The sequence below is a fragment of the Roseateles sp. So40a genome, from assembly GCF_048081605.1.
Taxonomy (GTDB): domain Bacteria; phylum Pseudomonadota; class Gammaproteobacteria; order Burkholderiales; family Burkholderiaceae_C; genus Roseateles.
The window spans coordinates 303,484-318,756 of sequence record NZ_CP182288.1; the positions used below are offsets into that span (position 1 = coordinate 303,484).

The following is a 15,273-nucleotide window of genomic DNA, read 5'->3' on the forward strand; positions in this document are numbered from 1 at the left end:
TCGGCTGACTCGCTCCGCGGACGCCCCTGGGGAGGGCGTCCATGCACGTGTTTCGGACGTCTTCCCAGAGGGCGATCGCACCAGGATCGGGAAGTGAAAGAATTTCCGTAACGCCAGCCTGGTAAATGTAAAACGCCTTTCCGAAAACGGACGAGGTCCGTTAGTCTGCGCCCCGTTGTCGACGTGGCCGCGCCTGCGCGCTGGCGTGTCGACACATGGCCGCTGCCCAGGGCCACCGTTCCCGACGCGGATCCTGCTGATCCGGGTCGCGCGAGGCGGAGGACAGGGCGTGGCGAACCTGAAGCATTTTTTCAATTCACCGATGGCCGGTGAGGGCGGAGCCATGCCCGTTGTTTCCGGCCGCACCAACGACTCTGGGAGACATTCGATGAAGACGATCCAAATCGACGAGTCCGCCGCGCTGATCGCGCCTCAACCGCCGCACGCGTCTGTCGCGCTGCGCGCTCCCCGGCCGCCCGTGGCGCGCCAGACCTTCGCGGCGCTGGCCGTGGCCGTCGGCGCCGTCGCGCCGTTGGGCATGGCTCATGCGGCCGATTGGCCCTCGGGCTTCTCCAAGTGCGCCGACGAAGGCGAGAGCTGCAAGGTCGGCACCACCGCGCGTCAGGTGTCCTTCGGCGTGAAGGACAAGTGGGTCATCAAGACGCTGACGGGCACGATCGCGTGCACGTCGGCGACCTTCGGCGGCGCGGATCCCAATCCGGGCAAGGCCGAGAAATGCGCGGTCGGTCCGGCCGGCTCGCCCGCACCGGCCCCCGCGCCGACGCCGGCTCCCTCGCCCTCGCCGGCACCTTCGCCCGCGCCGTCACCGGCGCCGGCCGGACACAGCGGCGGCTACGCGGGGCAGGTGACGGGTGGTGGCTCGGCCACGCCCGTGACGGTCACGACGGCGGCGCAGATGCAGGCCGCGATCGATGCCTACAGCGGCACCGGCGGCCTGGTGATCCGCTACGCGGGTACGTTCGACTTCGGCACGATCCCCGATCCCTGCACGCAGTGGAAGAAGGCCGCGGGCGCGGTGGTCGAGGTCAAGAACAAGAGCAACGTGACGATCGAGGGCCTGAACGGCTCGGCGGCCAACTTCGGCCTGGCGGTGAAGGGTGGCGCGACGAACGTGATCATCCGCAACATGACGATCGGTCTGCTGCCCGGATCCATCGATGCGATCGGCATCGAGGGGCAGAGCGGCAAGTATCCGGGCTACATCTGGATCGACCACAACACGCTGTTCAGCTCGACGGCGGAGTGCTCGGGCGCGGGCGACCTGGAGTTCGATGGCCTGATCGACAGCAAGGCGGGCGCGCATCACATCACCTACTCGTACAACTACCTGCACGATCACCACAAGGTGGGTCTGATCGGCTCGAGCGACAGCGATGCCAGCGATCGCTTCATCACCTTCCACCACAACGTGTACAGCAACGTGGGCTCGCGCCTGCCGCTGCAGCGCGGGGGCTACACGCACCTGTACAACAACCTGTACTCGGGCGTGCTGACGTCGGGGGCCAACATCCGGATGGGCGGGTACGCGCTGATCGAGGGCAACTACTTCGAGAACGCGCAGAACCCGGTGACGTCGCGGGACAGCTCGTCGATCGGGTATTGGGATCTGAGGAACAACAACATCCGGACGCCGGCGGACTTCGCGACCTATGGGATCAAGTGGGTGGCGAGCGGCTCCAGCCCGTCGCGCGATGCGAGCGATTGGGTGACGACGTCGAACTACCCGGTGGGCATCCCGTATGCGTACACGGTGCACGCGCCGGCTTGCGTGAAGCAGAAGCTGCTCGGCGTGGCCGGGGCAGGGAAGAACTACGCGACCTTGAGCTGCAGTTGAGCGGCGAGTGAGCCGCAAGTGAGCGGGCGCGTCGGCGAGAGCCGGCGCTCTTTCCACGCTGTACGAAAGCGAAGAAGGCTCCCGAGGGAGCCTTCTTCGTTTGGTGACGTTGCTGCCTACAGCAGCTTCTCCAGGGGGAAGCCGATCTCGGCTTCCTGGTTCCTGTATTCCTTCTTCAGGAACTCGAAGAACTCGGTGAGGTAGACGTAATGCTCCTCGTGTTCGGAGCGGTCGCGAATGGTCTCGCTTCGAAGCAGCCCCTCCTGGTAGATCACAGCGTCGCGGACCGCGGAGATCAGCAGTGCGGCGTAGGGGTTGGGGATGGAGATCATGGTTTGGCCCTTCGGCCTGCCCACCGGAAACCGACCACGCCCCCGGCAATCAAGCAGATGAGCATGAAGGCAAGGGCGGTCATGAAGGCGTCGCCGATGTCGGAGTCCGACTTGATATGGCGAGGGCCATACCAAAGGGCGAAGAGCTCGACGAGCCCGTAGGACGCGAGGGCAAGAACGATCGCTCCAGTGATGGCGAACAGGAGGCGTTGCATGTTGATTGCTTGTTGACCGAGCATTCTGCAAATGGCGCTAGGTCGGTTCACGTGACAAAGGTCAGGCAGGAACGCGGTGGTCCTGGTCGGATCAGCATGCATGGAACCCCAAACGGAAAACCCCGCAAGCCTTGCGACTTGCGGGGTTTCGTATTTGGTGGCGCTTCAGGGATTCGAACCCCGGACCTGCGGATTATGATTCCGTCGCTCTAACCGGCTGAGCTAAAGCGCCTTGCGAAGAACGCGACTATAGCAAAGTTTTCGAAGACAATGCAAGTCCCCGCCGATCTCGGCGAAAAAAGTTCGGCGCGCGAGTCCCACTCGACCTCTCCATGTTCAGCTTCCTCAAGAAAAAACTCGGCTTCGGCTCCTCCGAACCCGCGCCCCCTCCGGCCCCAGAGACCGCCCCCGCCGTCGAGCCCGTCCAGGCTCCGGCTCCAGCGGCTCCCGCGCCTCAGATCCCGATCCCGGCCACCGTCGCCGCGCCCGCGCCGGTTTACGTTCCAGCACCCACCCCCGCGCCCGCTCCGGTCGTGGCTCCGGCTCCCGCGCCCGTCGCGCCACCCGCACCGATTCCCGTCGCCGCGCCGGAACCCGAACCCGCGCCGCGTAAGAGCTGGATGGACAAGCTCCGCCAGGGCCTGCGCAAGACCGGCTCCAGCATCTCGCAGGTCTTCACCGGCACGCAGATCGACGACGCCCTTTATGAAGAGCTCGAGGCCGCGCTGCTGATGGCCGACGCCGGCGTGAAGGCCACCGAGTTCCTGCTCGAGGACCTCAAGCGCCGCGTCAAGGACGCCAAGGTCACCGACCCGCGCGCCGTCCGACAACTGCTCGTGGACGCGCTCGCCGAGCTGCTCCAGCCGCTGCAGCGCCAGCTCGTGATCGGCGAGCAGTCGCCGATGGTCATGATGGTCGTGGGCGTGAACGGCGCCGGCAAGACCACCAGCATCGGCAAGCTCACCCGCCATCTCGCCGACGCGGAAGCCAACGTGCTGCTCGCCGCCGCCGACACCTTCCGCGCCGCCGCGCGCGAGCAGCTCGCCGTCTGGGCCGATCGCAACCGTGTGCAGATCGTCAGCCAGGAAGGCGGCGACCCGTCCGCCGTCACCTTCGATGCCGTCGTCGCCGGCAAGGCGCGCGGCTGCGATGTCGTCATCGCCGACACCGCCGGGCGCCTGCCCACGCAGCTCCACCTGATGGAGGAGCTCAAGAAGATCAAGCGCGTGATCGGCAAGGCGCAGGAGACCGCGCCGCATGAGGTGCTGCTCGTCGTCGACGGCAACACCGGCCAGAACGCGCTGATGCAGGTGAAGTCCTTCGATGACGCGCTCGGCCTCACCGGCCTGATCGTCACGAAGCTCGACGGCACCGCCAAGGGCGGCGTGCTCGCGGCCATCGCGCGCGAGCGCCCCATCCCCGTCTACTTCATCGGCGTGGGCGAGAAGCTCGAGGACCTGCAGACCTTCGACGCGCGCGAGTTCGCGCAGGCGCTGCTCGAGTGAGCCACGAGGTCCTCGGTCGCAAAACCGTCGAAGGGCGGTGGTGGTCGGGGACGGTGAGGTATGAGGTTTCGGCGCTGGCCGCCGGGGCCTCATACCTCGGCGGCCAACGCACCGAACGGTGAAGGCAACAAACGAAAAGGGCTCCCGCGGGAGCCCTTCGTCTTACATCGGGAAGCCGCCGCCTCCGCCTCCGCCCATCAGGTTCTTCAACCCGCCCATCTTCTTCATCATCTTCATCAGGCCGCCGCCCTTCATCTTCTTCATCATCCCCTGCATCTGGTCGAACTGATTCAGCAGGCGGTTGACCTCCTGGATCTGGACCCCGGCGCCGGCGGCGATGCGGCGCTTGCGGCTGGCCTTGGACTTGCCGTCCATCAGCAGCGAGGGTTGACGGCGTTCCTTCGCGGTCATCGCGTTGAGGATGCCTTCCATGCGCTTCATGTCGCGCTCGGCCTTGTCCATGTCCGCCGCGCCGGCCTTGGCCGTCATCTGCGTGGGCAGCTTGTCCATCAGGCCCGACAACCCGCCCATCTTCTTCATCTGCGAGATCTGCGCGAGGAAGTCGTTCAGGTCGAAGCCGTCACCGGACTTGAGCTTCTCGGCGAGCTTCTGCGCCGCCTCGACGTCCACGCCCTTCTGGACTTCCTCCACCAGCGCGACGATGTCGCCCATGCCCAGCACGCGGCCTGCGTGACGATCCGCGTCGAAGACCTCCAGCCCGTCGATCTTCTCGGACACGCCCGCGAACTTGATCGGCGCGCCGGTGATCTGGCGCACCGACAGCGCCGCGCCGCCGCGCGAGTCGCCGTCCAGCTTGGTCAGCACGATGCCGGTCAGCGGCAGCGCCTCCTTGAAGGCCTTGGCCGTGTTGATCGCGTCCTGGCCCTGCATCGCGTCGACGACGAACAGCGTCTCCACCGGCTTGAGCGTGGCGTGCAGGTCGCGGATCTCGGCCATCAGGGCCTCGTCGATCGCGAGCCGGCCGGCCGTGTCGACCAGCAGCACGTCGAAGAAGTGCCGCTTGGCATGGTCCAGCGCCGCCAGCGCGATGTCATGCGGCTTCTGGTCAGGCGCGGACGGGAACCATTCGGCGCCCGCCTGCTTCGTCACCGTCTTCAGCTGCTCGATGGCGGCCGGCCGGTACACGTCCGCGGACACCGTCAGCACCTTCTTCTTGCGCTTCTCGGTCAGGTGCTTGGCCAGCTTGGCGGTCGTCGTCGTCTTGCCGGCGCCCTGCAGGCCGGCCATCAGGATGATGGCGGGCGGCTGCGCGGCGAGGTTGATGTCGGCGATGCCCTCGCCCATCGTCGCGGCCAGTTCCTTGTGGACCACCGACACCAGCACCTGGCCGGGGTTCAGCGAGCCCACCACCTCCTGGCCCAGCGCCTTGTCCTTCACGCGGGCGATGAAGTCGCGCACCACAGGCAGCGCGACGTCGGCCTCCAGCAGCGCCATGCGCACCTCGCGCAGCATGTCCTGCACGTTGGACTCGGTGATGCGGGCCTGGCCGCGCATCGTCTTCACGAGCCGGCTCAGTCGATCGGTCAGGTTGGAAGCCATCGTATTGGCGCCCGCGGAAGCAGGCGCTCGTCATTACACTTTGAGGATGATTTTATCGTCCGCCTCCGCCGAGCCCAGCGGCCTGCTCCTGGCTGCCCTCAGCGCCGCCGGCGCGGTGGCCTATGCCGTCGCCGCCGCGCTCGCGCATCTGCGGCCCCGCACCTGGCGTTCGGTGCTCGTGCTGGCCTGGCTGCTGCACCTCGCCGCGCTCATCGTGGACATCGGCGGCATCGGCGCCGCGCCGGTCAACGGCGGCCATGCGGCGCGGTTCGGATTCGCCCCTTCGCTGTCGATGACGATCTGGCTGGTGACCGGCGTCTACCTCGTCGAGAGCCGCTTCCTGCCGCTGCCCTCCGCGCAACGGCTGCTCAGCGTGCTGGGCCTGCTGGTGATGCTGGTGGCCTGGGTATTCCCGGGCGAATACCGGCCGCAGGCGGGTTCCCCCTTGGCGCCGCTGCACTGGGCGATGGGTCTGGCGTCGTACGGCCTGTGCGGCGTGGCGGTGATGCACGCGGTGATGCTCAATCGCGCGGAGCGCCAGATGCGCGCGCAGAAGGGGCAGGGCGCGCCGGCGTTCGGCACGCCGCTGCTGCGCCTGGAGCGCCTGACCTTCCAGTTCGTGACCGCCGGCGTGGTGGTGCTGTCGCTGGCGCTGCTGCTGGGCGTGGCCTTCACGCCGCAATGGCGCTGGGATCACAAGACGCTGTTCTCCGTGATGGGCTGGGTGGTGCTGACCGGACTGCTGACCGGCCGGCACGTCTTCGGATGGCGCGGCAAGCGCGCCACGCGCTGGTTGTACTTCGGCGCGGCGCTGCTGCTGCTGTCCTATGCCGGCTCGCGTTTCGTGCTCGAGGTCGTGCTGCAGCGTCCGCCGGTCTGAGACGCCAGATGCCGCCGATCCCGTCTTCGACCCCGATCCCAATCCCAATCCCGACTGACCTGACCTCACCGACCCTCGCATCGTGATCAAGCTCCTTTTCTGGATCGTCCTGTTGGCGGTGGTCGCCTTCATGTTCGGCTTCAAGCGCGGCCGGCCGGTGGAGCGCGACCGCGCCGCAGCCACGCCGCCCGCACCCCCGGCCGCACCGCCCGCGCGCACGCTCGAGGACATGGTCAGCTGCGCCGAGTGCGGCACGCACCTGCCCGCCAGCGAGGCCCTGCCGGGCCGCGGCGGCCAGTTCTGCAGCGCGGCGCACCGAGGCGCGCACGAGGCCCGCCTGGCCGCCTCCGAGCGCGACCGCGCCTCGGGCCCCTCGGGCACACCGGGCGGATGATCTCCGGATTCCGCATGTCCAGCCCCGGCACGCCCGGCGCCATCAGCGCCAGCACCATCCAGCGCTTGTTCCGCGCGTTCATGGGCGCGCGTGCCGCGCTCGGTCTCGCGTTGCTGGCCACGCAGTCGCTCGCGGGGCTGATGGGCTCCCGGCCCACCGGCTGGGTGGCGCTGATCTCGTTGATCTACGGCGTGCAGACGGTGCTCGCCTGGCTGCTGCCGCGCTGGTTCGGCGGCGGCGACGTGCCCGCGAAGGGCCGCACCGGCCTCACGCCGCGCCAGTTCCTGGTCAGCATCGGCGTGGACGTCGCGCTGTTCACGCTGCTGCAGGTGCGCGACCCCGGTGGCACCTACGGCGCGCTGTTCTTCATGCCCGCGCTGATGGCCGGCGCGCTGCTGCCGCGCCTGCGCGCGCTGGGCTGCGCGGCGGTGCCCAGCCTGGTGCTGCTCGCGATCTCGGGCTGGGCGGTGTTCTCCGAGCACGACGGCGCGCTGCGCATCAGCCAGGCCGGGTTGATCGGCTGCGGCCTGTTCGTCGTCACGCTGCTGGCCAATGAGATCGCCAGCCGCCTCGCCCGCGAGGAACGCGCCGCGCGCGGCAGCCTGGAATACGCCCGCCAGCAGGCCGACCTGAACCGCCTCGTCATCGAGGAGATGGAGGAGGGCGTGGCCGTCGTCGACCGCCGCGGCCTCGTGCGCACGGCCAACCCGGCGGCGCGCGTGCTGCTCGCCGAGGGCGCGTCGCTGCGGCCGGGTTCGTTCCGGCTGGACGCGACACCGGCCTGGAAGCCGCTGCTGCGCGCGATCGAGAAGGCCTTCGCCGGCGAGCACTGGCCCGAGGCCGGGCGCGACCTGGTGCTGGAATTCGGCCGAGGGTCGCGGCGCTCGCTGCGCGTGCGCATGCGCTTCACGCTGCGGCCGCTGGACGGCGATGACCTGTGCGTGCTGTTCCTCGAGGACAACAGGCTGCTGGAGGCGCGCAACCGCCAGGAGAAGCTCGCGGCGATGGGGCGCGTGTCGGCCGGCATCGCGCACGAGATCCGCAACCCGCTCACCGCGATCGCGCAGGCCAACGCGCTGATGGCCGAGGACCTGGCCAGCGACCCGCGCCTGGAGCCGCTGACCCGCATGGTGGCGTCCAACGTGGAACGGCTCAAGCGCCTGGTCGACGACGTGATGGAGGTCGCGCCGGGCATCGCGCCGGTGGCGCTGACGCTGGCCGCCGCGCCGCTGGTGCGCGAGTACTGCGCCGACTGGGCCGCCACGCAACGCCTGCCCGTCGACGAGACCGGCCCGCTGCGCCTGGACATCGCGCAGGTCGCGCGCGACGGCTCGCTCGTGAGCTTCGAGCCTGAGCACCTGCGCCGCGTGCTGATCAACTTGCTGGACAACGGCCTGCGTCACGCCCGGCCTGGCCCCGGCTCGCTGCGCGTGCAGCTGGCCGACGAGGGCGAGTGGGTGCGGCTGTCCGTCTTCAGCCGCGCCGACGCCATCCCGCCGGAGGTGGAGCGACACTTGTTCGAACCATTTTTCTCGACGCGCAGCCGGGGATCGGGCCTCGGCCTGTACATTTGCCGCGAGCTGTGCGAGCGCTACGGCGCGCGCATCGAGTACCACCGCGTGAGCGCGGCCACGGAGGAGGGGGCGGATCTGTCGGCCAACGAGTTCCGCGTGCTGCTGCCGCGCGCGGTGTCGCCGTCGGCGGCGCTCGCCTCGATCCCGTCCGCGGCACCGGATTCCCATTTCCCCGATACCGAACTTCATGAGCGCTGATCCCCGCCTGCTGGTCATCGACGATGAGCCCGACCTGCGCACCCTGTACGAGATGACGCTGCTGCGCGAGGGCTTCGCGCTGGACAGCGCCGGGACCGTCGAGGACGCGCTGGAGCTGCTGGGCTCGCGCCGTTACGACGCGGTCATCACCGACATGCGGCTGCCCGACGGCAGCGGGCTGGACATCCTGCGTTGGCTCGAGCAGCAGGGCCGCAGCGAGCGCGCGCTGGTCATCACCGCCTACGGCTCGGCGGAGAACGCCGTCGAGGCGCTCAAGGCCGGCGCCTACGACTACCTGACCAAGCCCGTGGACCTGCGCCAGTTCCGCATGGTCGTGGCCTCGGCGCTGGGCCGCGCGCCCAAGGCCGAGGGGACCGTGCCCCGGCCGTTCTCGTCCGCCCCGGCGGCGTCGAGCGCCGCGGCCAGCTCCGCCAGCTTGGTGGCGCCCGTCTCGGCCACGGCCTACGCGCCGACCACGCCGGGCGCCTTCGATCCGCTGGCGTCGCGCGCGGTCGCGGCGCCCGCCGGGCCGCCCGCGCATGAGCGCCGCAAGACGCCGCGCACCCCGCCGCTGACCGGGTCGACCTCGGCGCTGGACCGGCTGGTGGGCGATTCCGCGCCGATGCGCCAGGTGCGCGAGTTGATCGAGAAGGTCGCGCGCAGCATGGCGCCGGTGCTGCTCAACGGCGAGTCGGGCACCGGCAAGGAGCTGGTCGCCCGCGCGATCCACGATGTCAGCGCGCGCCGCCCGCAGCCCTTCATCGCGGTGAACTGCGGCGCGATCCCGGAGCAGCTGCTCGAGGCCGAGTTCTTCGGTTATCGCAAGGGCGCCTTCACCGGCGCCAGCGAGGACCGCGAGGGCTTCTTCCAGGCCGCGCAGGGCGGCACGCTGTTCCTGGACGAGATCGGCGACCTGCCCATCGCGATGCAGTCCAAGCTGCTGCGCGCGCTGCAGGAGCGCTCGGTGCGGCCGGTGGGCGCGGTCGCGGAAATGCCGGTCAACGTGCGGCTGCTCAGCGCGACGCACAAGGACCTCGCGGCCGAGGTCGGCGCCGGGCGCTTCCGCCAGGACTTGTATTACCGGCTCAACGTGATCCAGATCCGCGTGCCGCCGCTGCGCGAGCGCATGGAGGACCTGCCCGCCATCAGCACCCGCATCCTGCAGCGGATCGCCGCGGATGCGGGCGTCGCGCCGGTGCCGGGGCTGACGGCGGCGGCCTTGGCCACGCTGTCGCGCTACAGCTTCCCGGGCAATGTGCGCGAGCTGGAGAACCTGCTGCATCGCGCGCTGGCCTTGTCCAGCAACGACGGCATCGACCTGGCCGATCTGGGCCTGCCCGACAGCGTGCTGGGCCTGGACGACGCGCCGGCCGAGACGAACGACTCGGCCGCGGAACCGCTGGGCGCGGCGCTGCCGGCGGAGGCCCGCGGCGATGCGGCGCTGCCGCCTGACCTGGCAATCTATCTGGACGAGGTCGAGAAGCAGATCCTGCTGCGGGCGCTGGAGCAGCACCGCAACAACCGCACCGCGGCCGGCGCGAGCCTGGGCCTGTCGCTGCGCCAGATGCGCTACCGCATGGCGCGCCTGGCGATCTCGGTGGGCGGCGACGAGGCCTGATCCTGGTCCCCGCGCATCGCCCGTTCGGGTGGCGGTTGCCGTTCGCTCACCAGCCCCATTGCGCGCATTGCGACCCATGACCCCACCCCCGGTGGCGACTCCGGGAAGGTCCTAGGGCGGGGTTGTCCTAGGCGGCGGGGACAGGGGATCGGGCTGTCATCTTCCTGCCATCGCCGAGGGCTCAGCAGTCATCGGCTTTCGCGCGCGTTTCCGGCCTGCAGGCCGCGCCAATCCTCACCCTCCGGACACGATGCGCGAATCCATCGGGGATGCGCGGGGTCAGGTCTCCCGGCTAGCCCAGCGCCTGTCCGACGTCAAGGGCAGTGACGCTACCGCTAGTTCCTTGAAGGTCCACCGACCACTAGATATAGTGTTTTGCATGCTATCCTGCTGACCTTCGCAAACACGGCGATGAATGCTCCATCAGAAGTCTTGCCCGCGCTGCCGACCCTCCGGTCGGACGCCCGGAATCACCAAGCCCCGGCGCATCAGCAGCATCGCGAACACCACCTGACCCCCTGATCGTTTGGCCCTTCGGAACCACCGGGCCGGGCGAAGCTTTCTTTGATTTCCAGACACCAGAACAGACGAGGATCCCATGCAGACAGTCGCCGCCACACCGACCGCTGAAACGGGCCTGGCCCAGGCTCCGCGCGAGTCAGCCGCCGCTTCGGCCAGCTTCCCGCAGCACCAGATCATCCGCCGCAACGGCGCGGTGGTGCACTTCGAGCCGAGCAAGGTGGCCGTGGCGATGATGAAGGCCTTCCTCGCGGTGCACGGCACCAGCGGCGCGGCCTCCGCCAGCGTGCGCGAGACCGTCGACGCGCTGACCGACTCCGTGACCCGCGGCCTGCTGCGCTCGCGTCCGGCCGGCGGCACCTTCCACATCGAGGACGTGCAGGACCACGTCGAGCTGGCGCTGATGCGCGGCGGTCACCACGAAGTGGCCCGCGCCTACGTGCTGTACCGCGAGCGCCGCACGCAGGAGCGCGCGCGCCAGGGCGAGCAGCAGCAGGCCGCCGTGCTGGAGTCCGGCATCTCGGTGACCGAGAACGGCGTGCGCGTGCCGCTGGACCTGAACAAGCTGGCCGCGCTGATCGCGTCGAGCTGCGAGAACCTGGGCGTGGACGTCAAGCCCGAGCCCATCCTGGCCGAGACCAAGCGCAACCTGTATGACGGCGTGCCGATCGACGAGGTCTACAAGGCCGCCATCCTGGCCGCGCGCACGCTGATCGAGAAGGACCCGGGCTACACCCGTGCCACCGCCCGCCTGCTGCTGCACACGATCCGCAAGGAGATCCTGGGCCAGGAGTACACGCAGGCCGACATGGCCACCAAGTACGCCGACTACTTCCCGGGCTTCATCAAGAAGGGCGTGCAGGCCGAGCTGCTCGACGAGAAGCTGGCGCAGTACGACCTGGCCAAGCTGGGCGCCGCGCTGAAGGCCGATCGCGACCTGCAGTTCGACTACCTGGGCCTGCAGACCCTGTTCGACCGCTATTTCCTGCACGTCGACGGCACCCGCATCGAGATGCCGCAGGCGTTCTTCATGCGCGTCGCGATGGGCCTGGCCCTGGGCGAGATCGACCGCGAAGCGCGCGCCATCGAGTTCTATGAAGTCCTGTCGACCTTCGACTTCATGAGCTCCACGCCGACGCTGTTCAACTCGGGCACGCGCCGCTCGCAGCTGTCGAGCTGCTACCTGACGACCGTGGCCGACGACCTCGACGGCATCTACGAGGCGCTGAAGGAAAACGCGCTGCTGTCGAAGTTCGCCGGCGGCCTGGGCAACGACTGGACGCCGGTGCGTGCGCTGGGTTCGCACATCAAGGGCACGAACGGCAAGTCGCAAGGCGTCGTCCCGTTCCTGAAGGTGGTCAACGACACGGCCGTCGCCGTGAACCAGGGCGGCAAGCGCAAGGGCGCCGTCTGCGCCTACCTGGAGACGTGGCACCTGGACATCGAGGAATTCCTCGAGCTGCGCAAGAACACCGGTGACGACCGTCGCCGCACGCACGACATGAACACGGCGAACTGGATTCCCGACCTGTTCATGAAGCGCGTCATCGAAGGCGGCGAGTGGACGCTGTTCAGCCCGTCGACCTGCCCGGACCTGCACGACCTGTTCGGCAAGGCCTTCCAGACCGCCTACGAGGCGTACGAGGCCAAGGTCGACCGCGGCGAGCTCAAGCTCTACAAGCGCATGCCGGCCCGTGACCTGTGGCGCAAGATGCTGACGATGCTGTTCGAGACCGGCCATCCCTGGATCACGTTCAAGGACGCCTGCAACGTGCGCTCGCCGCAGCAGCACGTCGGTGTCGTGCACTCGTCCAACCTGTGCACCGAGATCACGCTGAACACCAACGACAACGAGATCGCGGTTTGCAACCTGGGCTCGGTCAACCTGTCGCAGCATCTGAAGGACGGCGAGATCGATCAGGAGAAGCTGAAGAAGACCGTGGCGACGGCGATGCGCATGCTCGACAACGTCATCGACATCAACTACTACGCGGTCAAGAAGGCGCGCGACTCCAACCTGCGTCACCGTCCGGTGGGCCTGGGCATCATGGGCTTCCAGGACGCGCTGTACCAGCTGCGCGTGCCTTACGCCTCGGACGCCGCCGTGGCCTTCGCCGACCGCTCGATGGAAGCCGTCTGCTACCACGCCTACTGGGCATCGACCGAGCTGGCCGCCGAGCGGGGCCGCTACAGCAGCTACCGCGGCTCGCTGTGGGACCGCGGCATCCTGCCGATCGACTCGCTGGACCTGCTGGCCGAGGCCCGCGGCGGCTACGTCGATGTGGACCGCTCGTCGACGCTGGACTGGGACGCGCTGCGCGCCAAGATCGCCCGTGACGGCATGCGCAACAGCAACTGCGTGGCGATCGCGCCGACCGCGACGATCTCCAACATCATCGGCGTGGACGCCTCGATCGAGCCGTGCTTCGGCAACCTGTCGGTGAAGTCCAACCTGTCGGGCGAGTTCACCGTGGTGAACGAGCACCTGGTCCGCGACCTCAAGAAGCTGGGCCTGTGGGACGACGTGATGGTCATGGACCTCAAGCACTTCGACGGTTCGCTGCGCCGCATCGACCGCGTGCCCGAGGACCTGAAGCAGCTGTACGCGACGGCCTTCGAGGTCGACACCGTGTGGCTGGTCGAAGCCGCCGCGCGTCGCCAGAAGTGGATCGACCAGGCGCAGAGCCTGAACATCTACATGGCCGGCGCATCGGGCAAGCGCCTGGACGACACCTACAAGCTGGCGTGGCAGCGCGGTCTGAAGACCACCTACTACCTCCGCACGATGGGTGCGACGCACGCCGAGAAGAGCACCGTGCAGAACGCCGGTCAGCTCAACGCGGTGAGCAGCGGCGGCGGCGGTTTGAGCGCTGCGCCGGTCGCGGCGACGCCGATCGCGGCGGCGAGTGTTGCGTCGATGTCGACGTCGGTCGCGCCGGATCTCGGCGACGCGACGCCGGCCACCGACGTCACGTTCTGCGCCATCGACGACCCCGGTTGCGAGGCCTGCCAGTAATCGAAACAGGAGGTGTCCGCGCTCGATGCGCCGACACCTCCGACGCTCGCGATGCGAGTGTTCATCGATGTTCGCGGCGATCGGCGATTTTTCCGCCGGTCCTTGCGAGCGATCGATGAACGCTTGAGACGACGTCTTCTTCCGCTCCCGCCGCGTGCCATCGAAGCACGCGATCGCACGCTTCAAACGGCGCGCGACACACGGTCCCACGCGTCGAATGCGATGCGGACCAGCAACAGCGAAGCGGCGTCAAAGTCAAGAAGTCCTTTGTGTTTGAACACAACACTCCGATAATCCGCGACCATAGGAAGACCACCATGCTGGTTTGGGAAGAAGACCGTAAGCCTTCGAGCAACGCGCCGCAGTCGGGCGCATCGATCCACGCAGCGACGCACGCCGTCGCGCGTGATGCCGCCGCCTCCGCGGCTGGCTCGGTGTCCTCTCCTGCTGCCGTGAACTCGTCGATCGACAGCGCTGCTGAGCGCCGCGTGAACGTCGCCGACAAGCGCATCATCAACGGCCAGACCGACGTCAACCAGCTGGTGCCGTTCAAGTACAAGTGGGCGTGGGAGAAGTACCTCGCCACCTGCGCGAATCACTGGATGCCGCAGGAAGTGAACATGTCCCGCGACATCGCGCTGTGGAAGGACCCGAACGGTCTGACCGAGGACGAGCGCCGCATCATCAAGCGCAACCTCGGCTTCTTCGTGACCGCCGACTCGCTGGCCGCCAACAACATCGTGCTGGGCACCTACCGGCACATCACCGCGCCCGAAGCCCGCCAGTTCCTGCTGCGCCAGGCCTTCGAGGAAGCGATCCACACGCACGCGTACCAGTACATCGTCGAGTCGCTGGGTCTGGACGAGAGCGAGATCTTCAACGCCTATCACGAGGTGAAGTCGATCCGCGACAAGGACGAATTCCTGATCCCGTTCATCGACGCGATCATGGATCCGAACTTCGTGACGGGCACGCCGGCCAATGACCAGACGCTGCTGAAGTCGCTGATCGTCTTCGCGTGCCTGATGGAAGGTCTGTTCTTCTACGTCGGCTTCACGCAGATCCTGGCGCTGGGTCGCCAGAACAAGATGACCGGCGCGGCCGAGCAGTACCAGTACATCCTGCGCGACGAGTCGATGCACTGCAACTTCGGCATCGACCTGATCAACCAGATCAAGCTCGAGAATCCGCATCTGTGGACGCCCGAGTTCCGCGCCGAGATCAAGGCGCTGTTCCAGCAGGCCGTCGAGCTGGAATACCGCTACGCCGAGGACACCATGCCGCGCGGCGTGCTGGGTCTGAACGCGGCCATGTTCAAGGGCTACCTGCGCTACATCGCGAATCGTCGCGCGACGCAGATCGGCCTCGAGGCGCTCTTCCCGAACGAGGAAAACCCGTTCCCGTGGATGAGCGAGATGATTGACCTGAAGAAGGAACGCAACTTCTTCGAGACGCGAGTGATCGAATACCAATCGGGTGGCGCGCTGTCCTGGGACTGATGAAGTCCGAGGCGGAGCGACCCTCGAGCATTGTTTGTTGAAGAAGAGATCAAGCTTGGCGAATGCGCCGACCGACCGACATAGAAGCGGCGGAGACGCATCGCAACC

General features: G+C 68.1%; 11 protein-coding genes and 1 tRNA gene. 8 read left to right on the forward strand and 4 right to left on the reverse strand.

What is annotated here, in order from left to right:
* Positions 1-388: 388 nt before the first annotated feature.
* Positions 389-1,855: a pectate lyase family protein gene (locus ACNI65_RS01360; protein WP_416760757.1), complete on the forward strand. Its 1,467-nt coding sequence runs from the start codon at positions 389-391 to the stop codon at positions 1,853-1,855.
* A 116-nt stretch (positions 1,856-1,971) separates the two neighbouring features.
* On the opposite strand, the gene ACNI65_RS01365 is transcribed toward ACNI65_RS01360, so the two are convergent.
* The 3 genes from ACNI65_RS01365 to ACNI65_RS01375 form a co-directional block, all read right to left on the reverse strand.
* Positions 1,972-2,187, reverse strand: a complete 216-nt coding sequence (locus ACNI65_RS01365; protein WP_416760758.1) for a hypothetical protein — start codon at positions 2,185-2,187, stop codon at positions 1,972-1,974.
* Positions 2,184-2,402 (reverse strand): hypothetical protein, encoded by a 219-nt coding sequence (locus tag ACNI65_RS01370; RefSeq protein ID WP_416760759.1) that lies wholly within the window; start codon positions 2,400-2,402, stop codon positions 2,184-2,186. Before ACNI65_RS01370 ends, ACNI65_RS01365 begins: the two co-directional genes overlap by 4 nt.
* Positions 2,403-2,557: 155 nt before the next feature.
* Positions 2,558-2,634, reverse strand: a tRNA-Met gene (locus ACNI65_RS01375).
* Positions 2,635-2,734: 100 nt separating this feature from the next.
* Here ACNI65_RS01375 and ftsY point away from each other — a divergent pair.
* Positions 2,735-3,907 (forward strand): signal recognition particle-docking protein FtsY, encoded by a 1,173-nt coding sequence (ftsY, locus tag ACNI65_RS01380; RefSeq protein WP_416760760.1) that lies wholly within the window; start codon positions 2,735-2,737, stop codon positions 3,905-3,907.
* A gap of 162 nt (positions 3,908-4,069) precedes the next feature.
* On the opposite strand, the gene ffh is transcribed toward ftsY, so the two are convergent.
* On the reverse strand, positions 4,070-5,467 hold the full coding sequence (ffh, locus tag ACNI65_RS01385) for a signal recognition particle protein (protein WP_416760761.1): 1,398 nt from the start codon (positions 5,465-5,467) through the stop codon (positions 4,070-4,072).
* A 46-nt stretch (positions 5,468-5,513) separates the two neighbouring features.
* Between ffh and ACNI65_RS01390 the strand changes: the two genes are divergently transcribed.
* From ACNI65_RS01390 to ACNI65_RS01415, 6 genes are all read left to right on the forward strand, one after another.
* Entirely contained in the window at positions 5,514-6,347 is an 834-nt protein-coding gene (locus ACNI65_RS01390) for a cytochrome C assembly family protein (RefSeq protein WP_416760762.1), read from the forward strand.
* Positions 6,348-6,429: 82 nt separating this feature from the next.
* On the forward strand, positions 6,430-6,741 hold the full coding sequence (locus ACNI65_RS01395; protein ID WP_416760763.1) for a PP0621 family protein: 312 nt from the start codon (positions 6,430-6,432) through the stop codon (positions 6,739-6,741).
* A gap of 14 nt (positions 6,742-6,755) precedes the next feature.
* The gene (locus ACNI65_RS01400; protein ID WP_416760764.1) at positions 6,756-8,513 is read left to right on the forward strand and encodes a sensor histidine kinase; all 1,758 of its coding nucleotides are present in this window, start codon (positions 6,756-6,758) and stop codon (positions 8,511-8,513) included.
* Entirely contained in the window at positions 8,503-10,131 is a 1,629-nt protein-coding gene (locus tag ACNI65_RS01405) for a sigma-54-dependent transcriptional regulator (protein WP_416760765.1), read from the forward strand. The genes ACNI65_RS01400 and ACNI65_RS01405 overlap by 11 nt, the downstream gene beginning before the upstream one ends.
* A gap of 598 nt (positions 10,132-10,729) precedes the next feature.
* Positions 10,730-13,666, forward strand: coding sequence for a ribonucleoside-diphosphate reductase subunit alpha (locus ACNI65_RS01410; protein WP_416760766.1), 2,937 nt, complete (start codon positions 10,730-10,732; stop codon positions 13,664-13,666).
* Positions 13,667-13,983: 317 nt separating this feature from the next.
* On the forward strand, positions 13,984-15,165 hold the full coding sequence (locus ACNI65_RS01415; protein ID WP_416760767.1) for a ribonucleotide-diphosphate reductase subunit beta: 1,182 nt from the start codon (positions 13,984-13,986) through the stop codon (positions 15,163-15,165).
* Positions 15,166-15,273 lie beyond the last annotated feature (108 nt).